General features: G+C 55.6%; 19 protein-coding genes and 1 pseudogene. 11 read left to right on the top strand and 9 right to left on the bottom strand.

Features of this window, described 5'->3' with window-relative positions; all coding sequences use genetic code 11:
- The first annotated feature begins 24 nt into the window (after nucleotides 1-24).
- The 5 genes from L1071_RS05880 to L1071_RS05860 all read left to right on the top strand — a co-directional run bounded on the left by L1071_RS05880 (nucleotide 25) and on the right by L1071_RS05860 (nucleotide 5294).
- Nucleotides 25-519 (top strand): LPS-assembly lipoprotein LptE, encoded by a 495-nt coding sequence (locus L1071_RS05880; RefSeq protein WP_246969890.1) that lies wholly within the window; start codon nucleotides 25-27, stop codon nucleotides 517-519.
- Entirely contained in the window at nucleotides 516-1574 is a 1059-nt protein-coding gene (gene holA, locus L1071_RS05875) for a DNA polymerase III subunit delta (RefSeq protein ID WP_246969887.1), read from the top strand. The genes L1071_RS05880 and holA overlap by 4 nt, the downstream gene beginning before the upstream one ends.
- A gap of 54 nt (nucleotides 1575-1628) precedes the next feature.
- Nucleotides 1629-2105 carry a DUF488 domain-containing protein gene (locus L1071_RS05870; RefSeq protein WP_246969884.1) on the top strand — a complete coding sequence of 159 codons (477 nt, stop codon included), beginning with the start codon at nucleotides 1629-1631 and terminating at the stop codon, nucleotides 2103-2105.
- A gap of 172 nt (nucleotides 2106-2277) precedes the next feature.
- Complete coding sequence (locus tag L1071_RS05865) at nucleotides 2278-3177, top strand: glycine betaine ABC transporter substrate-binding protein (protein ID WP_246969881.1); 900 nt, start codon at nucleotides 2278-2280, stop codon at nucleotides 3175-3177.
- A 77-nt stretch (nucleotides 3178-3254) separates the two neighbouring features.
- Nucleotides 3255-5294 (top strand): CocE/NonD family hydrolase, encoded by a 2040-nt coding sequence (locus L1071_RS05860; protein ID WP_246969879.1) that lies wholly within the window; start codon nucleotides 3255-3257, stop codon nucleotides 5292-5294.
- A gap of 10 nt (nucleotides 5295-5304) precedes the next feature.
- Here L1071_RS05860 and L1071_RS05855 read toward each other — a convergent pair whose 3' ends face one another.
- The gene (locus L1071_RS05855) at nucleotides 5305-6165 is read right to left on the bottom strand and encodes a nitrilase-related carbon-nitrogen hydrolase (protein ID WP_246969876.1); all 861 of its coding nucleotides are present in this window, start codon (nucleotides 6163-6165) and stop codon (nucleotides 5305-5307) included.
- A gap of 258 nt (nucleotides 6166-6423) precedes the next feature.
- Here L1071_RS05855 and L1071_RS05850 point away from each other — a divergent pair, with 258 nt between their 5' ends.
- From L1071_RS05850 to L1071_RS05825, 6 genes are all read left to right on the top strand, one after another.
- On the top strand, nucleotides 6424-7089 hold the full coding sequence (locus tag L1071_RS05850) for an ABC transporter permease (protein ID WP_246969873.1): 666 nt from the start codon (nucleotides 6424-6426) through the stop codon (nucleotides 7087-7089).
- 62 nt (nucleotides 7090-7151) lie between these two features.
- The gene (locus L1071_RS05845) at nucleotides 7152-8333 is read left to right on the top strand and encodes an ABC transporter ATP-binding protein (RefSeq protein WP_246969870.1); all 1182 of its coding nucleotides are present in this window, start codon (nucleotides 7152-7154) and stop codon (nucleotides 8331-8333) included.
- Nucleotides 8334-8336: 3 nt separating this feature from the next.
- Nucleotides 8337-9068, top strand: coding sequence for an ABC transporter permease (locus tag L1071_RS05840; protein ID WP_246969867.1), 732 nt, complete (start codon nucleotides 8337-8339; stop codon nucleotides 9066-9068).
- Between the two features lie 64 nt (nucleotides 9069-9132).
- Complete coding sequence (locus tag L1071_RS05835) at nucleotides 9133-10014, top strand: glycine betaine ABC transporter substrate-binding protein (RefSeq protein WP_246969864.1); 882 nt, start codon at nucleotides 9133-9135, stop codon at nucleotides 10012-10014.
- Between the two features lie 114 nt (nucleotides 10015-10128).
- The gene (locus L1071_RS05830) at nucleotides 10129-11448 is read left to right on the top strand and encodes an MmgE/PrpD family protein (RefSeq protein ID WP_246969860.1); all 1320 of its coding nucleotides are present in this window, start codon (nucleotides 10129-10131) and stop codon (nucleotides 11446-11448) included.
- Between the two features lie 12 nt (nucleotides 11449-11460).
- Complete coding sequence (locus L1071_RS05825; protein WP_246969858.1) at nucleotides 11461-12303, top strand: nitrilase-related carbon-nitrogen hydrolase; 843 nt, start codon at nucleotides 11461-11463, stop codon at nucleotides 12301-12303.
- Between the two features lie 247 nt (nucleotides 12304-12550).
- On the opposite strand, the gene L1071_RS05820 is transcribed toward L1071_RS05825, so the two are convergent.
- From L1071_RS05820 to L1071_RS05790, 8 genes and pseudogenes are all read right to left on the bottom strand, one after another.
- Nucleotides 12551-13027 (bottom strand): YbhB/YbcL family Raf kinase inhibitor-like protein, encoded by a 477-nt coding sequence (locus L1071_RS05820; protein ID WP_246969856.1) that lies wholly within the window; start codon nucleotides 13025-13027, stop codon nucleotides 12551-12553.
- Between the two features lie 152 nt (nucleotides 13028-13179).
- Nucleotides 13180-13304, bottom strand: a pseudogene (locus L1071_RS05815) (type II toxin-antitoxin system prevent-host-death family antitoxin); the annotation flags it as partial.
- 5 nt (nucleotides 13305-13309) lie between these two features.
- The gene (locus L1071_RS16300; protein ID WP_378110383.1) at nucleotides 13310-13690 is read right to left on the bottom strand and encodes a VOC family protein; all 381 of its coding nucleotides are present in this window, start codon (nucleotides 13688-13690) and stop codon (nucleotides 13310-13312) included.
- A 575-nt stretch (nucleotides 13691-14265) separates the two neighbouring features.
- Nucleotides 14266-14427 (bottom strand): hypothetical protein, encoded by a 162-nt coding sequence (locus L1071_RS05810; RefSeq protein ID WP_246969854.1) that lies wholly within the window; start codon nucleotides 14425-14427, stop codon nucleotides 14266-14268.
- 17 nt (nucleotides 14428-14444) lie between these two features.
- On the bottom strand, nucleotides 14445-14846 hold the full coding sequence (locus tag L1071_RS05805; RefSeq protein ID WP_246969853.1) for a hypothetical protein: 402 nt from the start codon (nucleotides 14844-14846) through the stop codon (nucleotides 14445-14447).
- Nucleotides 14847-14929: 83 nt separating this feature from the next.
- A complete protein-coding gene (locus L1071_RS05800; protein WP_246969851.1) occupies nucleotides 14930-15526 on the bottom strand; it encodes a restriction endonuclease in 597 nt (198 codons plus the stop codon).
- A 515-nt stretch (nucleotides 15527-16041) separates the two neighbouring features.
- Nucleotides 16042-18066: a UvrD-helicase domain-containing protein gene (locus L1071_RS05795; protein WP_246969849.1), complete on the bottom strand. Its 2025-nt coding sequence runs from the start codon at nucleotides 18064-18066 to the stop codon at nucleotides 16042-16044.
- Nucleotides 18051-20072 carry an ATP-dependent nuclease gene (locus L1071_RS05790; protein WP_246969846.1) on the bottom strand — a complete coding sequence of 674 codons (2022 nt, stop codon included), beginning with the start codon at nucleotides 20070-20072 and terminating at the stop codon, nucleotides 18051-18053. The genes L1071_RS05795 and L1071_RS05790 overlap by 16 nt, the downstream gene beginning before the upstream one ends.
- Nucleotides 20073-21241: the final 1169 nt, after the last annotated feature.

Genomic DNA, 21241 nt, shown 5'->3' with positions numbered 1-21241 from the left:
GTCCCAGCCCGCAAGGAGGCCTGCGTGAAGCGCCGTTCGCTCATCATCCAATCTCTGCTCCTGCTGACCCTGACGACGCTGCTCGCCGGGTGCGGTTTTCAACTGCGTGGACTCGACGCCACCGCGCTCAATGTTCCCTCACTGACGCTATCGTCCCCCGATGGACGCTTCGAAGATGCCGTGGAACAAGCGCTGAAAGGCACTGGCACCACGCTCGAAGACGAGGCTCCGTTACGCGTCAACCTGAGCGAGGAGCAAATCCGCGAGACACGCCTGACGCAAGGCGCCGGTAGCAATCAGGAACGCCGCCTGACCCTCAGCGTGCCGTTCTCGGTGCAACGCAGCGAGGACAATGCCTACCTGCTCGACCAGCAAACCCTCGAGGCCAGCACCACGCTGAGCGTCGACAACAACAATCTGCTGTCGCAGGACGAACTGCGTGACGAAGCGCTCGATTCATTGCGTCAGGAGGCGGCACGTCAACTCGTCGACCGTCTACGCGCGCTCGAGACGCCATGAAGGTTTTTCCCGATAAACTCGACGAGGCGCTCGGCAAGCGCCTCCAGCCGGTCTACATTGTCGCCGGCGACGAGCCGTTGATCCACATGGAGGCTTGCGACGCCATCCGCGCCGCGGCACGCCAGCGTGGCGTCGAGGAACGCGAAGTCCTCCACGTGGAAAATGGCTTTCAGTGGGGACGCCTGACGGAGTCGGCAGCCAGCATGTCGCTGTTCGCCTCGAGCAAGCTCATCGAGCTACGCCTGGGCGGTCAGTCGCCGGGCCAGGAAGGCGCCAAGGCACTCGATGCCTACGCCCGCCAGGCCAAGGATAGCGACGATATCCTCCTAATCAGTAGCGCGCGCCTCGACCGGCGCGCGCAGTCGAGTGCCTGGTTCAAGGCGCTGGATAAGATCGGCGTGTTCGTTCCGGTGTGGCCGGTGGATCACCAGCGCCTGCACTTCTGGGTGCGGGATCGCGCATCGCGCCATGGGCTGTCGCTGGACATGGACGCCGCCCGCCTGCTCGGCGAGCGCACCGAAGGCAACCTGCTGGCCGCCGACCAGGAGCTGCAGAAGCTCGCGCTGATCAATCCGCCCAACGCGCGGCTCGATACCCAGGCCATTGCCGGCGGCGTGGAGGACAACGCACGTTATGATGTCTTCACGCTGATCGACGCCTGCCTGCGCGGCGACCGCGTGCGCGTCTCGCGCATCGTCAGTGGATTGCGCGGCGAAGGCCTCGAAGCCCCCGTGGTGCTGTGGGCATTGACGCGTGAGCTACGCATCTTCCTGTCGCTGGCGCAGCACCTCGATCAGGGGCAAAGCCTCGATCACGCCTGCAAGGCACAGCGTCCGCCGATTCCCGACAAGCGTCGTCCGCTCTATCAGCAGGCCTTGAAGCGGATGCCGCTCAAGCGGCTACACAAGCTATTATTGTTCGCACAGCGCTTGGACTTGGCCATCAAGGGCGCTGCGGCATTGCCCGTCTGGGAAGGGCTTCACGATCTCTCGCTCACCCTGGCCGGCGGACGTGGCCCCCTGGCCGAGATGGCATATTCCTATCGTATCGCCTAGCCCGAGAGAGCGAGCCACTTGCGACATGACAAGTGGCTGGCGGAGGAGAACCGGATGTCTTATACGATCGCACTCAAACGTATCTATCAGGCCGCCGAAGAAGGCGATGGTGCACGCGTTCTCGTCGACCGCCTATGGCCACGCGGTAAACGCCGCGAGTCGCTGCAACTGACCGACTGGTATCGCGACGCCTCGCCCTCCAACGCCTTGCGCCGTGGCTGGCATCAGGGCGAGCTCAACGACACCGTGTTCAGCTATCGCTACCGCTGGGAGGTCGAGGACGATCCCGATGTCTTGCTGCCCCTCATGCGTTGGGCGCGCGAAGGCACGCTCACCTTGCTGACCGCCTCCCGCGAGCCGCAGCGCTCGCATCTACCGTATTTACGCGACATGCTGCTCAAGGCCTTGGAAGACGAAGACCGCGAGACAGGCGATCACACGCCCGCCTCCTCGCCGTGCTATGCCGATCAGATCAAGCAGCCCGACGCAGACGACGCGTCTTCGACGGAGTCCCCTCCCCCTCACCACTGACTCTCACCACTGACTATTGCCCAGCCATGGCGCTTGCTTTGTCATCTGTTGGCGTCCGAAATCGCAGGCATTATGGATTCTCATCAATCCTGGCAGCGGGGTGCGTTACTCTGGGTAACGACGAAAGTCGCAACCCGATAACGCTCTATAACAACAGAGGTATGTCGCTGCCATGAAGCACCCCATCACGACACTGCTAACCACCCTGGGACTGAGCCTTTCCGCCGCAGCCACCACGGCTCACGCACAAGATGACGACCCCATCGTCGTCGGCGGTCTCAACTATACAGAGCACCTGATTCTCACCTCGGCTACCTTCCAATTGCTGAAAGCCAACGGCTACAACGTCGACAAGCGCGACGGCCTGGGCACCTCGGTGCTACGCCAGGCGCAAGAGAACGGCCAGGTCGACCTCTATTGGGAATACACCGGCAATTCAGTGATCCTGTTCAATGATCAGCCGCAACCCGACAACGCCGCCGAGACCTACGCCACCGCCAAGCGCCTGGATGCCGAGAAAGGATTGATCTGGCTGGATCCCTCGGATACCAACAACACCTATGCGCTCGCCATGCGCGAGGCCGACGCCGAGAAGCACGACATCCACACCCTTTCGGATCTAGCCACGGCGATGAACGATGGCACCGATCTGACGCTCGCCTCCAATGCCGAATTCTATGCCCGTGACGACGGTCTGCGGCCGCTGCAGGAAGCCTATGGATTCAAGTTTCCGCGCTCGAAAGTCAAGCGCATGGACTCAGGGCTAACCTACAGCGCGCTGCGCGAAGGCGAAGTCGACGTGGCGCTGGTGTTCGCCACCGATGGCCGCAACGGCGCCTTCGACTTCGAAGTGCTCGACGACGACCAGCAATTCTTTCCGGTTTACCAACTCGCACCGGTGGTACGCGAGGAAACGCTCGACGCGCACCCCGACCTCAAGCCCCTGCTCAACGACATGTCTGCCGCCTTGAATGACACGACGCTGATCGATCTTAACCGTCGTGTGGATATCGACGACCAGAACATCGAAAAGGTCGCCAAGGACTTCTTGACCGAAAACGACCTGCTCTAACGCCTCGTCCACTTCTTTTCCTTTCTTCCTTCCCTGGGGCGATGCCTGCATCGCCCCTGCTGACGACAGGACGCCCCATGTTTCCGAGTGGAAGCCAACCCGATGCCCGGGAAGTGCGTGACTTCCCGCACCCGATCGTCGAGGAACCGGCAGTGTTCATTCCGCTGCCCGACGGTAGCCGACTCGCGGCACGAATGTGGCGACCGGCGAATGCCGAGACCCATCCCGTGCCCGCGATCATCGAGTGCATCCCGTATCGCAAGCGAGATGCCACCAGTGCCGACGATGAACGCATGCATCCCTACTTCGCCGGCCACGGCTACGCCGCGCTGCGTATCGACCTGCGCGGCAGCGGCGACTCGGACGGCGTGCTCGAGGACGAATACCTGGCCAGCGAGCAGGACGACATCGTCGCGGCGATCGCCTGGATTGCCGAGCAACCCTGGTGCAGCGGTCGTGTCGGCATGATGGGCATTTCCTGGGGCGGCTTCAATTCACTGCAGGTGGCCTCGCGCCAACCGCCAGCACTCGGTGCGATCATCGCCGTCGGCGCCACCGTCGACCGCTATCACGACGACGTCCACTACAAGGGCGGCTGCGTGCTCAACGAGAACTTCGGCTGGGCGGCTTCATCGCTTTCCTTCATGTCGCGACCGCCCGATCCCGCCTTGCGCAACGACTGGCGCGACCTCTGGCGGCACCGGCTCGCCCAGCAACCCTTCGTCGCCGAGAACTGGTTCGATCACCAGACGCGCGATGCCTACTGGCGTCACGGCTCGGTGTGCGAGGACTATTCGCGCCTGACGACGCCGACGCTGGCCGTCACCGGCTGGGCCGATGCCTATGTCAATTTCGTCGCCGAGATTCTCGAGCACGCGCCTTGCCCCCGGCGCGGCATCATCGGCCCCTGGCCGCATGCCTATCCGCATCTGGCGATGCCGGGGCCGACCATCGGCTTTCTTCAGGAAGCGTTGCGCTGGTGGGATCACTGGCTGAAGGATCGCGACACCGGCATCATGGAAGAACCGCTGTATCGCGTGTTCTGTCCGTCCTTTTCCGAGGCCGATCCGCACCGGCTCGAGGTTCCCGGCGAATGGCTCGCCGAAACCCAGTGGCCAAGCCCGCACATATCCTCACGGGTCTTGGCACTCGGCAACGGCGAACTACACGCCCCGAACGACGGCGCCGCCCGCCCCGGCGTGGCCAAACTGCGTGCGCCCGCCGACAACGGCCTGCAATGCGGCGAGTACATCCCCCACAGCAGCGGCCCCGAGATCGCCGGCGACCAGCGTGGCGACGACGCGCACTCGCTGACCTACGACACCGATCCGCTGGATGCCGACACGCTGATCCTGGGGCGCCCCACGCTCTCGCTGCGGGTCAGCGTCGACCAGCCGCGCGCCAATCTGATCGTTCGCGTGTGTGACGTCTCGCCCGAGGACGTCTCGCAACGCGTCTCCTACGGTGTGCTTAACCTCTGCCACCGCGAAAGCCACGTCACGCCGTCCGACGTACCATGCTATACACCGCTCGACGTGACCGTGTCACTGAACCAGACCTGCTATCGCTTCATTGCCGGGCATCGGTTGCGCGTCTCGGTGACCACCGCCTACTGGCCGCTGGTCTGGCCGAGCCCTTATCCGGTCACGCTGACCCTGCACGAAGCCGACTCGCGGCTCACCCTGCCCCAGCGCACCTCGCATGAGACGCCGCCCGTGCAGTTCGAACCGGCAGTCTTTTCCGGGCCCATGCAGCATCGAATCAAACGTGCGGGCACGCAGTCCCGAGATGTCACCCACTCGCTAACCGACGGTTGGACACGGCATGCCATCATCGACGACTTCGGCGAGATCGCCTACGACCACGGCCTGACCAACATCGCCTCGGCGGACGAACGCTACGCCATCCACCCCGAAGCACCGGCCACCGCGACCATGAGCAAGAGCTGGCACCAGACCTTCCAGCGCGGCGATTGGCAGGTACATACCGAGACCTGGGCGGAACTGAGCTGCGACGCCGAGTGGTTCTATCTAGAGGCGCGCCTGCAGGCCTTCGAGGAGGGCGAACGCTTCATCGACCGGCACTGGAAAACGCGCCGCCAGCGACGCTGGGTGTAAGCGCTCGATCTCAACCGCGCCGTTCCCGCTCTAACCGCTGCGCCATCAGTGAGGCGATCAGCGGGGTGTCGGCGTCGCGGTGGGTGGGCATCGCGAAACGCGCGGCGGCAATCTCGTCGGTGTCGATCTCGGCGCTAACGAGCGTCTCGCCGTCCTCGGCCCGTGCCAGCACCTTGCCATCGACGCCGACGATGCAACTGCCGCCCCAGAACCAGGCGTCGCCTTCGGCGCCGTAACGATGCGCCATGACCATCGGCGTGGCGTACATCATGGCGTAGAACTTCAGGCAGATCAGCCAATTGCCTTCGTCATCGAAATCGCCGTCGACCATTCCCGTCGCTGCATTGACCGGGGCCAGCATCACGTCAGGCCGCTCCAGCATGGCCGCGTGGGCGAGGCCCGGATTCCAGAGATCGGCGCAGATCATCACACCACAGGTGAGGCCGTCGGCATCGGCGACGGTGAGTGCCTGCCCTTTACCGAAATGCTTGCCTTCCTCGTGCCCGCCGTAGGTGCAGAGATTGACCTTGCGATGCACGGCGACGATGCGGCCCTCGCACAGGCACGCCATGGCGTTGGCATATTCGCCGCGACCGCAGCGCTCGACGAAGCCCACCACGGTGAGCATGTCACCGGCGGCATCCGCCAGTTGGAGCAGGCGCGGGTCGTCGCGGTCCATCGCGACCTCGGGGACGCGCGTTCCCAGGTCGTAACCCGTCAGGGAAAGTTCAGGGAAAACCAGCACATCGACCTCCCGATGACGGGCTTCCTCGATGACACGATGATGCGTCTCGAAATTGCACGCGACATCCGCCAAGGCGCATTGAATCTGGGCGGCGGCGAGTCGGTAATGCGTCTTGCGAGTGCTCAAAATGCAGGCCTCCTGCAAGGAAAAACAAAACACTGGATTATCGCCAATGAGCATACGGCGAAGTCGATGAGTTTCCTACCGAATGCCCATTGCCACTGAAAATGAATCATATGACACATCCTAATGCCCAAAACGGCGGGCACTCGCGAAGAGCGTGTTATGCTCTTTACATAATACGAACTTATAAAACTCCTTACATATAAGAAATTTCTAAGCGCTCAAACAAAACACTCGTTCGCGAGTGCGAGGTCCGTGCCCGTGGAATTACTGCAATACTTTCTCGACAATCTCGAGTTGCTGGGGACCCTTACCCTCGAACACATCAGTCTGGTGGGTGTTGCGGTGGGTATCGCCACACTAACTGGCGTCCCCATCGGCATCGCTATTACCAAAAACGAGCGCGCCGCCAAGACCGTGCTGTATATCGCCTCGATCATCGTGACGATTCCCTCCATCGCATTGTTCGGGATCATGATTCCGATCCTGTCGATCATCGGTCAGGGCATCGGTTACATGCCGGCGGTCATCGCGGTGCTGCTGTACTCGCAATTGCCGATCATCCGTAACACCTACACCGCCATCAACAACGTCGACCCGGCCCTGCGCGAAGCCGCGCGCGGCGTCGGCATGAGCCAGAATCAGCGCCTGCGCATGGTCGAGATTCCGCTCGCCGTGCCGGTGATCATGGCCGGTGTACGTACCGCCGTGGTGCTCAACATCGGCGTCATGGCGATCGCCGCCTATATCGGCGCCGGCGGGCTCGGCACGCTCATCAGCCGCGGTATCTCCCAGTCCGATCCGCGTCAACTGATCCTCGGCGCCGTGGCCGTCAGTGTGCTGGCGATCATCGTCGACTATGCGCTGCTGGCCCTGCAGAAACGCCTGACCCCCAAGGGCATGGAACGCGAAGCCGCTGCGACCTGAGCCGTTACCCACGGCATTCTCTGTCGACTTGCAAAGGCTGCCGACCCGACAAGGATAACTTCATGATTCGACTCGACAACTTGACCAAGGTCTTCGATACGCCCAAGGGCGCGGTGACCGCCGCCGACCACATCAGCATGGAAGTCCCCAGCGGCGAGATCTGCATCCTGCTCGGCCCCTCGGGCTGCGGCAAGACCACCACATTGAAGATGATCAACCGTATCGTCCGGCCGACCTCGGGCAAGGTGTTCATCAATGGCGAGGATACCTCCAGCCTCGACACTCAGGATCTACGCCGCAACATCGGCTACGTGATCCAGCAGATCGGTCTATTCCCCAACATGACCATCGAGGAAAACATCACCGTGGTGCCCAAGCTGCTGGGCTGGGACAAGGCCAAGTACCGCGAGCGGGCTCGGGAAATGATGCGCATGATCGCCATGGAGCCGGATGCCTTTCTCAAGCGCTATCCCAGCGAGCTCTCCGGCGGACAGCAACAGCGCATCGGCGTGGCGCGGGCACTGGCCGCCGACCCACCGGTGATGTTGATGGACGAGCCCTTCGGTGCCATCGACCCGATCAACCGCGCGGTGATTCAGGACGAGTTCCTGAAAATGCAGCAGGAACTGAACAAGACCATCATGTTCGTTAGTCACGACATCGACGAAGCGATCAAGATGGGCGACCGCATCGCCATCTTTCGTGAGGGCAAGCTGGTCCAGTACTCGGAACCCGATGATTTGCTCGCCGCGCCCAAGAACGACTTCGTCGAGTCTTTCCTCGGCGAGGACCGCGCACTGAAGCGCCTCAACCTGGTCAAGGTCCGCGATCTGGCAAGCGAAGAGATCGGCCTGGTGCGCCCGGACGATACGCTCGACGCCGCGCTTGAGCGTATCGAAGCCTACGGTTACGTGAACAGCATCGTGATGGTCAACGACAAGCGCCAACCGGTGGGCATCATCAACGCCGCCGTGGCCCGCACCACCCAGGGGCACTGCCGCGACCATTACCAAAGCGTGCCGGTGGTGGTCACCCTCGACGACGACCTGCGCAAGGTCGCCTCGCTGATGTTCGCCAATGACATGACCTGGGTGCCCTGCGTCGACGACGACGGGCGAATCATCGGTCAGATCACCCAGCGCGCGATCACCCACCACCTGGGCTCGCGCTATCGCGCCCACTCCAAGGGCGAGGGTGGCGCCAAAGCCGCCGAGGCTTCTCCCTCACCGGCCATCAAGGAGTAAACCATGCCGACGCTGAACCTCGCGGGCGCCGGTCGTTTGCTGGTGCTGGTGGCCGTCTTTCTAGCCGGCATCTGGAGCCAGTCCAGCGGCGTGATCGACGACTTCATCTTTTATCTGCCTGACGTCCACTATCTCGTCGTGCAGCACCTGTGGCTAACCGTCATGTCAGGCTGCTTGGCGATTGTCGTCGCCATCCCGCTGGGCATTCTATTGTCGCGCCCCAGCATGGCGCGCGTCGCCGAATCCATGATGCAGGTGCTCAACGTCGGCACCACCATCCCCACGCTGGCAGTGTTGGCGCTGTCGATGAGCTTTCTCGGCATCGGCACCGTGCCGGCGGTGTTCGGGCTCTTCGTAGCCACGCTGCTGCCCATCACCCGCAACACCTACACAGGCCTCAAGGGCGTCAACCCGGCACTGATGGAAGCCGCCGCCGGCATCGGCATGTCGCCCACCCAGCGGCTGCTGCGGGTCGAACTGCCCAACGCCCTGTACGTGATTTTCGCCGGCATCCGCACCGCGCTGGCTATCAACATCGGCACGGTGCCGCTGGCGTTTTTGATCGGCGCGGGCGGCCTGGGCGAACTGATCTTCACCGGCATCGACCTCTACGACCCGGTGATGATGCTATCCGGCGCCATTCCCACAGCCTTGCTGGCGGTCGTGGTCGATATGCTCATCGCCATCACCGCTTTTCTACTGGTACCGCGCGGGGTCAACCCATCCCGCGCCTGACGACGCAGTAACATTCAGAACATACGCCAAGACGCATCCGTCACAACAAATCAGGAGTGACACCATGAAAACCTTGATGACGCTACTCACCGGCGCGGCACTGGCCGGCAGCCTGGCCTCCGCCCAGGCCGACGAAATCGAAGTCGGTGGCAAGAACTTCACCGAGCAACAGATCCTTGCCAGCATGACCAGCCAATATCTCGACGCCCTTGATTATGACGTCAACAAGCGCTCCGGCATGGGCTCCGCCGTACTGCGCCAGGCGCAGGAAAACGGTCAGATCGACCTGTACTGGGAGTACACCGGTACATCGCTGATCACCTATAACAAGATTACCGAGAAGCTCTCGCCTGATGAGACTTACCAGCGCGTCAAAGAGCTCGACGCCGAAAAGGGGCTCGTGTGGCTCGAACCCTCCGATGCCAACAACACCTACGCCCTTACCATGCGTGCCGACGACGCCAAGTCGAGAGACATCGAAACCATCTCCGACCTTGCCGACACCATCAACGGCGGTGAAGCACTCACCTTCGCCTCTAATGCGGAGTTCTACGCTCGTGACGACGGCCTGCGTCCGCTGCAAAAGACCTACGACTTTGAGTTCGGCCGCTCCAACATCAAGCGCATGGATTTCGGTCTGACCCTGCCGTCACTGCGCGACGAGCAAGTCGATGTCTCCATCGCCTACTCTACCGACGGGCGTATCCCGGCCTACGATCTGGTGACCCTAGAAGACGACAAGCAGTTCTTCCCCAGCTATGCGCTGACACCGGTGGTGCGCCAAGAAACGCTGGACGAGCATCCCGATCTTGCCGATCAGATGAACAAGCTCTCGGCGCTATTGGATGACGATGTCATGGCCTCGCTCAACGCCAAGGTCGATGTCGACAGGACGTCCATCGAGCGGGTCGCCGAAAACTTCCTCAAGGAACACGACCTGCTGTGATCGGCGCCTGAGAGGCCACGCCCACCGTGCTAGATCACCACGAAGGCCGCTCCGCGCGGCCTTCTTTTACGCCCCTCGTGTCTTCATCAACCACCCGCCTTTGAGGCCACCGCCATGCACGACCAAACGCCCCTCGACTGGATGCATGGGTTCGATCTTTCGAGCCTCGACGATGAAGCGCTTCATCAGGCCAAGCGCTGCCTGCTCGATTTGCTGGGCGTGGCCGCCGGCGCCACCCGTACGCCGCTTGCCGACAAGGCCGCGCGCTTCGCGATCTCCCAGCACGGCGGTGAGCGCCCGTTGCTGTTCGCCGCCGGCCAGGCCTCGCCCACCGGCGTCGCCCTGCACGGCGCCTGGCTGATCGACGCGCTCGACGCCCACGACGGCCAGGTGCTGACCAAGGGGCATGCCGGCGTGGCCCTGCTGCCGGGCTTGCTGGCGCTGCCCGAAGTCAATGCGCTTTCAGGACACGACTTCCTCGCCCTGCTCGCCTACGGCTACGAAATCGCCACCCGCGCGGGTATCGCCCTGCACGCCACCAGCCCGGATTATCACACCTCCGGCGCCTGGAACGCCCTGGGCGTCGCCGCCGTGGCCGCGCGCCTGCGCGGGGCGGATGTCGAGACCCTGCATCATGCCCTCGGCATCGCCGAATTCTACGGCCCGCGCAGCCAGATGATGCGCTGCATCGATCATCCCACGATGCTCAAGGATGGCTCCGGCTGGGGCGCGATGACCGGCGTCTCGGCGGCGCTGCTGGCCGAAGACGGCTTCACCGGCGCCCCGGCGTTGACCGTCACCGCGCCGGACGTAGCCGCTATCTGGCAGGATCTGGGCCAGCGCTGGTATCTCCACGAGCAGTACTTCAAGGCCTACCCGGTCTGCCGCTGGGCCCAGCCCGCGGTAGAAGCCGTGTTGTCACTGCACGCCGAGCAGCGCGACCCTTCCGCCATCGCGCGCATCGAGATCGTCACCTTCCACGAAGGCAAGCGCCTGCACGTGACGCACCCGACCACCACCGAGCAAGCCCAGTACAGCTTGCCCTGGCCCGTCGCCTGCGCCCTAGGCCGCGGCACCGTGGATGTCGCGGGTGTCAGCGATGAACTCGACGCCCCGGACCTCAAGGCCCTGGCCAGCAAGGTGGAAATCCACGAGGATGACACCTTCAATGCGCGCTTTCCCGCCGAGCGCTGGGCGCGCGCCCGACTGCATCTCGACAGCGGCGAGGTTATCGAAAGTGCCGACTTCGAGGCACGCGGCAATCCGGACCGGCCCCTTTCGGATGCCGAGATATTCGCCAAGTACTGGGCGCTGGCCGAACCCGTGCTGGGCGAACGTGCGGCCCGGCTGCACGACGTAGTGATGAGCCTCGAGATACGCCCGGCAAGCGACCTGCTGGCGCTGCTCGGCGCCCCCACATTTTCCAAACAATAGCGAGACGCCACCATGCACTACCAGGATCACCTTCGCGTCGGCGCCGCGCAGATCAACGCCACTCTCGGCGATGTCGACGCCAACCTTGAGCGCCACCGCGAACGGATCGCCGAGGCCCACCAACGCGGGCTCGAGCTGCTGGTCTTTCCCGAGCTTTCGCTGAGCGGCTACGGCCTGGGCAACCGGGTGATCGACGTGGCCTACCCCGCCCATGACCCGCGCCTGGCCGACCTCGCCCAGGCAGCCGGCGAGATGCAGGTGGTAGTGGGCTTCGTCGAGGAAGCCAGCCCCGGCGAATACTACAACGCCCTGGCGATCCTCCAGCATGGCGAGCTCCAGGCCGTGCACCGCAAGCTCAACCTGCCCACCTACGGCGGTCTGGAAGAAGGCAAGCTGTTCACTCATGGCAACAAGCTGACGCATCTCCCGGTGCGCCCTGGTTGGTCGGCGACCTCGCTGATCTGCGCCGACCTGTGGAACCCCGGGCTGGTACACGCCGCCTTGCTGGACCGGCCCACGGTGCTGTGCGCGCCGATCAACTCCGCCTCGGGCATCGTCAGCGACGACTTCTCAAACGAACAGAATTGGCCCCTCAACCTGCAGTTCTACGCCATGACCTACGGCACGCCCGTGATCATGGCCAACCGCTTCGGCCCCGAAGGCGACAGCCACTTCTGGGGCGGCTCGCGCATTCTCGGACCACAAGGCGACACCCTGGCCGTGGCCGACGATCGCGAGATGCTGATCGACGCGACCCTGTCACGCACTGACATCGCCCGCGCCCGCTTCGAACTGCCCACTCATCGCAACGCCGACACGCCGCTGGTGCGTGAGCTGATGAACGGCCACCGCTAACCGGCAACGCACCGCATTGCCAGGGCCCAAACGACACTCGGCGCCTCCCAAGGGAAGGCGCCGAGTTCAGAGTGCAGCAGTTTTGAGCCTTTAATAGCTAATCAGGCTTTATCTGAAACGTCGACGAGCGAAGGTCAGACAAGGCAAAAATCAGCGAAAAGGCGGAGTTTACGGGGTGTAAATGAGCAATTTGAGCTGATTTTTAACGCAGTATGGCCGAGCGCAGGCAGTTTCAGACAAAGACTGCCTAGTCGCGGCGATAAGTCCCCACCAACCGACTCATGCCGAGAATATGCGGCTCCAGCTCGTTGAGAAGCTCCGGCTGCGTCAGCCCCTCGGGCAACTCGGTAAGGGTATCCAGCGCCAGCACCCAGAAATAATACTGATGCGGCCCGTGGCCCTGCGGCGGCATGGGGCCACCATAACCGACGGCGCCGCCATCGTTTAGACCGGCGGAGCCCACCGTCGTACTCTCCTCCAGCGACGTGACATCCGCCGGCAGGTTGTAAAGCAGCCAATGCACGTAACCATAACTGCCATCCTTGACCAACGGCGCATCCGGATCGTGGCAGATCACCGCAAAACCTTTGGTCCCCTCCGGCGCATCCTTCCAGCTCAAGGCCGGCGAGACATCATCACCCTCCGCCGAATGCCGCGTGGGAATCGCCCCATTCGGCGTAAAGGCGGGGCTTTCGACGTGCATGCTGGACGGTGCAAAAGGCATGGAGGCCTCCCTGAAAGCGAGATGGATCAAAAAACGGACCGGCGCCACAACAACGCCGGCTACCTAGAAGGTGATGGCGTCAGTGGAGGATTCAACCCTCCTCAATAGTGATACCGGTAGGATTTGATTCTTTTATCCAGCAGAGCAAGCGACTATTCATCTCCATCTATCAACTCCCGCTTGGCACTTTTCCAGCCTTGTATTGCGCAATTGATTTATTCAGATGCTCGGCATTAGCAGGGAAGCGCGGCAGATAGACCGTTTCCATCAGGCCATCTACTTTTACCAAATATTAGCCTTTTCATAGAAATCAGGCCGCTGCACTGGAACGACACAGAAACGATGGCCGCTAGGTGCTTCCAGTATAGAAAAATCACGTACTTGCCCTACCTTCTTCGCGCCTAATCGCCCTAACCGTGCCACCTCTGCGTCAATGTCATCGGTTTCTATATCGAGGTGGACACGACTGGGATGACTCACCTTCTGAACGAGCATCAACGGTTGTGACGGGTCGACCTCGAGCCCTCGGTAGTTTTCGTCCTCCGGCTCCGCATTGTAGCTGAAGACCTTGCAGCCCAATGCCGCACCCCAGAATGCCGCGTCCCCGTCTAACTGATCAGTTCCACAATCTATTACAAGTGCCTGCAGTCTACTCTTATGCATAAAAAATTCCTCTAGATTATGAACGAGGCCGTATAAATCCTAGTTTCGAGTTGCCTCTACTGCATCTCGCCTTAATTTTACCAATCATCAACCTGATCGATTTTCGTGATATCGTCGCTCACCAACTCAAGCCCCTTGAAGATGATTAAAGGCGGTACTTGGGGTGGAAAATCGACAAGTCTAGATTGTGCTCGATAAGGTAGTACACCGCATACTAAAGGTACCCGGCTAAAGCGGGTTTTTATAGTTGATCACCATCATGGCGCTCTAATCGTGGTTATAGGGCTTGAAGCGGGGCATGCCGACCACTCATCATCTCTTTTCCCGATCCTACCAAGACCAAGATGTCAGCGGGGGGTTTCTACAGCCTCAACGCCGCCAACACGCGCAGCTTTGTAGTGAAGGCAAAGCCGCAACGGAAAAGCTGTCGCTGTGGCTGGCCTTGTTATAGCAATTTTACTATTTTCTAATATCATTCTCTGATATCAGTATATTTACCAGACCGAATATTTATTCATAGTTTGATGGCTCATAGCCTTTTCTCTCTTCACCGCCATCGAAAAGCTTAGGGAATATCACATTCCATGCGGAGTAATATTTTCGGCACTGCTTTTCTGTGCCAAAAATCTGTCCGTACCGACCACAGACCACTGATACGTAATTTTCTTTCCGCTTCCATTAATCTCTTTGGCTTTTTCGATTTGATCCGGGTTCAACTCAACCAAAATCCCCTTCATTAAAATTTCCTTCATTTCTATAGGTTCAGAGCTGCCAGTATTATGGCAATCACCAAACCCGACAATATCGCACCTAAGGTGTGATCTCTAAGCCATATAACCATTGGTTTCACTATTCCATCCTTCGATGGCTTTATGTATTTAACCCAACCATCATTGACTATAATGGCGTGACGATTGACCCCAATTTTAAGCCCCAGTTGGGAGGCGCCGGATTGTTCTCGATTGGGGCCGACAATGCAGCCATCATCAATAAGGTGCTCTATATGGAGTAGGAACTTCTCGCTCAGTTTTCCTTCCGACTCCTCGTAAGGAGTATTGTTGGCATCTAGCCTCTGGAAATATTGAGAAACGGTGAGGCTGTACTCAGTGGCAAATGGCCTTGTTAACTTATTCAAATAATCTTGATCAACCCTCATACCTTCAACCTAGGGCGCTATAACGCCACGCTCTGCGGTACATTTGGAGCGCAGCGGAAAATTTATCCGACAGCAGCGTATTGTTAGGAGATTTCACCGATGCTGTGCCGCAGCAAGCTTTGCCAGTTCCCAAAAATATAACCATCATAGGCTGCATAAAAGCTCCGTCCTATCGCCTTATGCCGTTCAATGGATAAGGCCGAATTGAATTCTCGAGGATTAAGTCGATTTGCAGATGATGTGTCGGTCGTCGTCAGTTGCATCATCCATGTCACCTGGTCGCCGGGCATAACCCGCACCAGACCAATTCCTTGATTCCTTGCGAAAGAAATCGCTCCGCCTTGGAAGGAATTCCTACTAGCCATTACCCCCTTAACGTTCTTCCCAGCAATTTGGTCCAGCTTGGCCTTAAATTCTTCTACATCGTCAACAGGGACGGCATGACCATAATTCTTACACTCACAGACCCAGAGAAGCGAATAGTTCTGTGCCCCGATAGGCCAGACCTCAATAGAAATATCGACAATGATGTCTTTTTCGCGATCTCTTGAATAGTAGCCTTTCTTCTTAAAGATCTTCCCTGATGCCGAATCCATACCAAGTCGACCTTGACTAAGCTCCACCTGAAGGAGATCAAAAGCTTGATCTTCCAGTGCATCCCCCTTTTCTATGGTGTTCATCTTATCTCCTAACGCAAAGCGCAACGGCGCGAGCTTGCGAGCGTCCGGCGCACGAAGTGTGCGAATTGACGCGCCTTGTTAAACGGCTTCCGGGCGCTACTCATTCGAAACAGATGCCGCGTCTTTGGCCGACTGAGTAACTATGAGGAAAACAATATACGCAAGCCACGAAAAGAGGAACACTGCTGCAAACCAGCCAAACTTTGCACCACCATGCGACCGCCCCGAAGCAAGCACATGAATGAGAGGAAACAAGATTAAAGATATGATTATCAGCTGCCAGATACTTATTCCACCTAACCCCATGATCTTACCTCTTCAAATTTTCGATTTTTAGCATGTGAACTGACGAGCGGCCCCAGACAGAGATACCGCTTAACGGCTTGCTCACCGGAAAAATAGGAGCGCAGCGAGTATTTTTTCCGTGCAGCTATTTGTTAGCCGATTTATCTCTCTTTTCAATAGTTAAGATATACCTCTTCTTTCTTCACTTCTTGTAATGGATGACCATTTCCCTAATCCACAACCACCTTTTCAAAGTCCGGAAATGTTGTTAGTAGGTGTTCTTCCTCATCACTGGTTACCACTTTAACAACAGTTAGATTCTTAATCGTTCGTGAACATGCCACATAAAATAGCTTCATGTTTGGGGGCGTGAAGACGCTACTAGCTTCAGTACTGCTAGGATTAAACTTAAACTTGTAGCGAGACCAGAAATACTCATCGAGAACAACTAAAACGTTTTCAATACCGGATCCTTTAGTCTTGTGCATTGTGATATAGCCACACTCTTCATTAAGGTACCTATAATAGTTGATTACCTCATTAAAGGATATCGACTCAGAGAATAGCTCCTCGTAGAACTTCTCTTTTTTAAGGTTGTACTTTAACTCATTAAACACTTCCTCAGTCAGTTCAATGCCTTCTCTTTCCATCCTAGTTATGGTGTTAACTCCTGAATCAAATCTCTTTTTGAATTTCTGGTATTCATTATCTTTTTCTAGATCAGCCAAAAATGTGTCCCTACGCTCTATATACGCTAGGTAACTGTCTGATTTCCTGATCATCCTTTTCTCAAAGGCAATCTCAAGCGTTTGAGCAATACTTAAATCACCGGAAGTAATCTTCTCAAATGCAGCAACAATTTTCTCTTTATCTTCAAGCTTGTTAAGCACAAACCCCGACTTCTTCAGTTCGGTTAGTATGAAATTATATCTCTTTTTTGATCCACTATAGGCATTACATAATTCTACTAGGTCAAGTACCTGAATGCTTGAAAACACCCTTTCGAGCTCGTCTTTGACTTCCGTATATCTATCAGAAAATATCTTATAGAGCGCGAAAAACCCAACCTTCCCTGCAATTGACTTGTTTGTAAGCATCAACTTCTTATAAGGGCCCCCTTCATCGTCAACCAAGTCAATTAACTTGTCGACGAAATCAAGGTATACTTGCTTGTCTTCAGGACTACTATGAGTATGAGGTTTACTATCCCCCCAAATTGCATAAAGCAGCCTAACCTGACCTTGCCTATCTTCTAAGGTCTCCTTGGTGCCATCGTTTCTAATCTTGAATACTGGTTCTTGCCTAAGAGCATCCCCTCTAAGAGCATTAACAAAGTTAATTACCTGTTCAGAACATCGAAAGTTATCTTCCTTTGGTATCTCGACAAGATCACCTGATTCAATATAGGCACGCACATCCCCAATACCATCTGAGTATATGCTTTGCATTGCATCCCCAAATAATCCTATTGTGGTTTGCCTGTCTTGAGTGAGATGCTTTAAGAACACTTCAACTACGTCCTCGTGTGTATCTTGGTATTCATCGACCAAGATGAAGTCGTACTTATCAGCCAAGATCTTTCCAAGCTTTGGATAACGTTGAAAGAGCAAACTTGTGATCTTGAGGAGGCTATCATGCCCAAATGAAAGGTCATTGAATCTGTCAAAACGTGATTCATTGTACCTTATACGCCTATGATTCTTACTCTCAATGATCTGTCGAACTTCAGTATTCAATTCAGCTATATTTTCATTGAGTGTCTGATTGATCTCATCCGGTGCTTTATCATACTCTCTTTTGCCAAGCTCTTTTGGTGAGGCTTCACCTATGGCAATGTATTTTAACTTTGCATACTTCTTATAGGTCTTCTTGTAGTCGTCATGATTTGCTTTCTTGAGTTCATTACCGACTAACTCTGAACTTTCCTTGGTCTCATTTTCTAGCTCATCCACTGTGAATATCTCATGTACAACTTTATGGATGGCTCTGGTGTAGTTCTTGATTAATGAGCTAAGAAATGAATGTATGGTGGATATGTTGTAGTCTTCTCCTACACGGTCTATGATTTCGTTTACCGCAAGGTTGGTATGGGTAATGCACGCAATTCTCTTCTTAGGATAATCTTTGGATAGTAGTTGTAGAGTTTGTTTTAGTGTTTCTGTCTTCCCACATCCGGCCCCTCCTTGCAAAACAAAACTATTTTTGTTTTCTTTGCATTCTTGAATTCTTTGCAGTGGGGTTACTTGGCTATCCACTTTAGTCCCTCCTTAATATACGAAGGGATATTCCACTTCAGGTCTTCTTTTGAGAGAGCGAGGTAGAGTAAAGATGACGCAAAGCTGGACTTCCCCTTACTGTCAAGCATATCACCCACAAACTGATCAGGGTCAGACTTGCACTCATCAAAATTGTCCTTGTTTTTAAGTCCGTCGACATCCTCAAGGTTACTGCCTATTTTATCCATGTTCGCACTCACGAATGCCTCCTCGAAGCTTCTACCCTGGTACCCATTTTCTTCAATATTCTGATAGGCAATCTTGATTAATGGCGATGGGTCATCATGATCATGGTTTTTTAGTTTTTCCATCCATGCAGGGAAGCTCTCATCCTCAAACTCCGGTGAGTTATAGTAATGCCGCAGGGTTGAATTGCTAGTATGTGTACCGGTCTTTGCAGGACATGCCGGATAGCTAACGCTATTCTTCTTACCATTTTCTCCCTTCTTTATCTGCTGCACTGTTGTATCTAGATCTGTAATGATGAGAGTCTTTATCTCAAGAAAGTCAAGGAAATGCTTAAATGCTTTGGCGTTTGCTCCGACTTCAAGGATTGATATATTTTGAGACGTGAGTGCAGTATCATCCTCATCACCCATATCATCTTCATCAAACTGATTAATGAAGTATGGAAGAAGCATCTTTTCAGATGCGCCTTCTATAAAGATTATCTTTTCAGCAAAGAAGAGTTCTGAGGACTCGATGGATAAGTATTGGTTTAGAAATTTAAAATGTTTCTTTTCCACCCTATCAATTTCAGCATTCTCTTCATCAGCATACCTTCCTTGTAACTCTATATAGAAATTTCGTATGTCTACATTCTCTTCGCCCTTTGGGATCTGAAAGTAACGAATATTCTTGAAATTACATTTTTTGACGATATGAGCTGAATGCGTTGATATAAAAGTTTGAAGTCCCTTAATCCCGTTTAAGATCTTGGAAATTTGTTCAATGAAAATATACTGTAGTTGTGGGTGGGTGTGAGCTTCAGGTTCTTCAATAAACAGAATATTTATATCTCGCCCCGTCTCTTCAAAGTCAGCCTTTTCAATCTCTATATTGAGAAGAAGGTAGAGTATGTTCATGTATCCCAAACCGTTTAGGTGTTCAGGAAGTTCGGTGTCATCTTTTCCATAGGTAATTTTGGAATGGCTTGCCATGACCTCCTTGGACTGAAGATCAGATACAACATTTAAGGCTGTAAGCGCAAGAAAGGACTTTGCGTTTTCAAGAAATGGCTCAAAGAAGGTTTTATAGTTGGCACTTAGTTGAATATCAGCGTCTATAATAGATGAATTGATGTCGTAAAGATCATCATGCGACATCTTAACTTTACTGTTATAGAACCGCGTTGTTAAGTGTGAGAGAATTCTTCGGTCTTGAGGACTTGCATCTGAACTTGTAACACTTCTGTTCGCTTGAATTACCTTCAGGTTGATTAGATTGTTTACATCGGACGCTTCCTTCTTGATTAAGTTTGAACGATGCTCAGCCTCAAAATCACTGTAGCTATCAAAGATGTAGTACCCAATTTGAATATAATCAGAGAGGTTCTTTTTGATGAATTCATCTTTTCTTTTGGTAACAACCTCAAGATCCTTCAATAATTTTGATTTGTCGACCGTTGCTTCAAAGGCAATTCGTACAGTGTTGCACATTGGATCTAGGTCCACAATAAAATCAGAGATGTTCTGAAGATTATCTTCCTCACCATACTCTATCTTAAGGGAAAGTCTTATTGCCAATGAATAGACATCTGTCTCGTCACAAATTTCAAGGATTTTCTTACGCAGACTCATAGGAAAGTCATCGTAGAAAAAGCGCTTGGATTTCAAAAAGTTCTCAAACAGTACAATAAAAGATGTCTTGCCCGAGTTATTCTTTCCAATCAAAAGTGAGAGCTGGCTATTTGAATCACCCACTAAATCTAGCGTTGTGTCTTTAAGTAGCCTAAAATTCTGTATGCGTACCTTACTTATGTGCATTTTTAATCCCTCCGAATAAATAGGGAATCATTAAACTCCCACTCCGATCCGTTTAATAAACCGACCACATCATGAATTGCATCTATCATGGAGTTATTCTATATTTTTTATATTCAGCCACAACTAGGTATCCTTAGTATTATTGCTGATCTTGAGAGCCCGGATTTAATCGAATTTTGACGCATCCAAGACTATCCTCGACCATTAAGGCTAACAGCATTTTAGATGGCACGCTCATTTCCCCACTTGAACGAGCACGCGTGTTCAATAAAGCTTATATAGCCCGTTATTCCGAATTCAAGCAATTGATTTTAAACGTTACTCAGAATAATTAGGCAACCTATGCAGAATTCGCGTGCCTGCTGTCTTTACCGGCACCGTCACCTTGGAACCAACACCCTACCCCGCTACCGCTGCACCCACGCTACCGCCAGGCGAAGCACTGAACACTCCACCGCCCGGTTCATTAGGTTGTATCGGCAGAATCAAACAATACTTAACCTAGCGTAATTTAACGTCGATTAACATAGCGCTACACGAAAGGTGTACAATCGGGTAAAAGGGGCCGTCACCAGCCCCGTCCTCCCACACCACCGGGCATACGGATCCGTACCACGGCGGTTCCTGCCTCCCATTATTGGGCTGAGCTTCGTTCTGCTGAATTCGCCCGCCTGTGTGCTCTGAGCGCTTCGACAGTCTTTGGGCTTCCGGCCCGCCATACAGTTATCGAGAGCCCTCCAAGGAGGCTTCTGCTCATACACATCAGAGAGCGGTCAACTATCCACTCGTGACAGGTTCAGCCCTTCAACTCTTGGTTAGAGAGCCTACTATGGCCTCTGCTGACTCCTGTTCACCCCTCCCGACACCTCACGGTATCGGTAGCCAATGGCAGGCGAACAGACCTCCCAGGGTAAGACGCGCGACCTTCCTCCCATCTACCCGCCGCATCTACTTCCACATCTTCCGGATAGCTATTGGGCTTCGAGTTTCATGGCCCTCTCGCCCAGATGTGGCTGCCTCATATGCGGTTCCTGTTCGTCGGGTCAGGAGTTGGCCACCGGTTAAGGGAACCAACCGTCCAACAATCGGGGGTCAATTCAGTGAGCGGCGCGGGCGTGCGTTCAGCGGTGCGTGTGGCTTAGGAGGGGAAGCTGAACTGGGCGGTTTCC

Origin of the sequence: Chromohalobacter sarecensis (genome assembly GCF_023061135.1) — a bacterium.
Taxonomy (GTDB): Bacteria; Pseudomonadota; Gammaproteobacteria; order Pseudomonadales; family Halomonadaceae; genus Chromohalobacter; species Chromohalobacter sarecensis.
The sequence above is the reverse complement of the archived record's forward strand: the minus strand, read 5'-3'. Positions and strand labels throughout refer to the sequence as shown.

What these genes read in the sequence shown, in the direction of transcription:
- holA (WP_246969887.1), top strand. Translation starts at nt 516, where the DNA reads ATGAAGGTTTTTCCCGATAAACTCGACGAGGCGCTCGGCAAGCGCCTC.
- L1071_RS05870 (WP_246969884.1), top strand. Translation starts at nt 1,629, where the DNA reads ATGTCTTATACGATCGCACTCAAACGTATCTATCAGGCCGCCGAAGAA.
- L1071_RS05865 (WP_246969881.1), top strand. Translation starts at nt 2,278, where the DNA reads ATGAAGCACCCCATCACGACACTGCTAACCACCCTGGGACTGAGCCTT.
- L1071_RS05860 (WP_246969879.1), top strand. Translation starts at nt 3,255, where the DNA reads ATGTTTCCGAGTGGAAGCCAACCCGATGCCCGGGAAGTGCGTGACTTC.
- L1071_RS05845 (WP_246969870.1), top strand. Translation starts at nt 7,152, where the DNA reads ATGATTCGACTCGACAACTTGACCAAGGTCTTCGATACGCCCAAGGGC.
- L1071_RS05840 (WP_246969867.1), top strand. Translation starts at nt 8,337, where the DNA reads ATGCCGACGCTGAACCTCGCGGGCGCCGGTCGTTTGCTGGTGCTGGTG.
- L1071_RS05835 (WP_246969864.1), top strand. Translation starts at nt 9,133, where the DNA reads ATGAAAACCTTGATGACGCTACTCACCGGCGCGGCACTGGCCGGCAGC.
- L1071_RS05830 (WP_246969860.1), top strand. Translation starts at nt 10,129, where the DNA reads ATGCACGACCAAACGCCCCTCGACTGGATGCATGGGTTCGATCTTTCG.
- L1071_RS05825 (WP_246969858.1), top strand. Translation starts at nt 11,461, where the DNA reads ATGCACTACCAGGATCACCTTCGCGTCGGCGCCGCGCAGATCAACGCC.
- L1071_RS05820 (WP_246969856.1), bottom strand. Translation starts at nt 13,027, where the DNA reads ATGCCTTTTGCACCGTCCAGCATGCACGTCGAAAGCCCCGCCTTTACG.
- L1071_RS16300 (WP_378110383.1), bottom strand. Translation starts at nt 13,690, where the DNA reads ATGCATAAGAGTAGACTGCAGGCACTTGTAATAGATTGTGGAACTGAT.
- L1071_RS05810 (WP_246969854.1), bottom strand. Translation starts at nt 14,427, where the DNA reads ATGAAGGGGATTTTGGTTGAGTTGAACCCGGATCAAATCGAAAAAGCC.
- L1071_RS05805 (WP_246969853.1), bottom strand. Translation starts at nt 14,846, where the DNA reads ATGAGGGTTGATCAAGATTATTTGAATAAGTTAACAAGGCCATTTGCC.
- L1071_RS05800 (WP_246969851.1), bottom strand. Translation starts at nt 15,526, where the DNA reads ATGAACACCATAGAAAAGGGGGATGCACTGGAAGATCAAGCTTTTGAT.
- L1071_RS05790 (WP_246969846.1), bottom strand. Translation starts at nt 20,072, where the DNA reads ATGCACATAAGTAAGGTACGCATACAGAATTTTAGGCTACTTAAAGAC.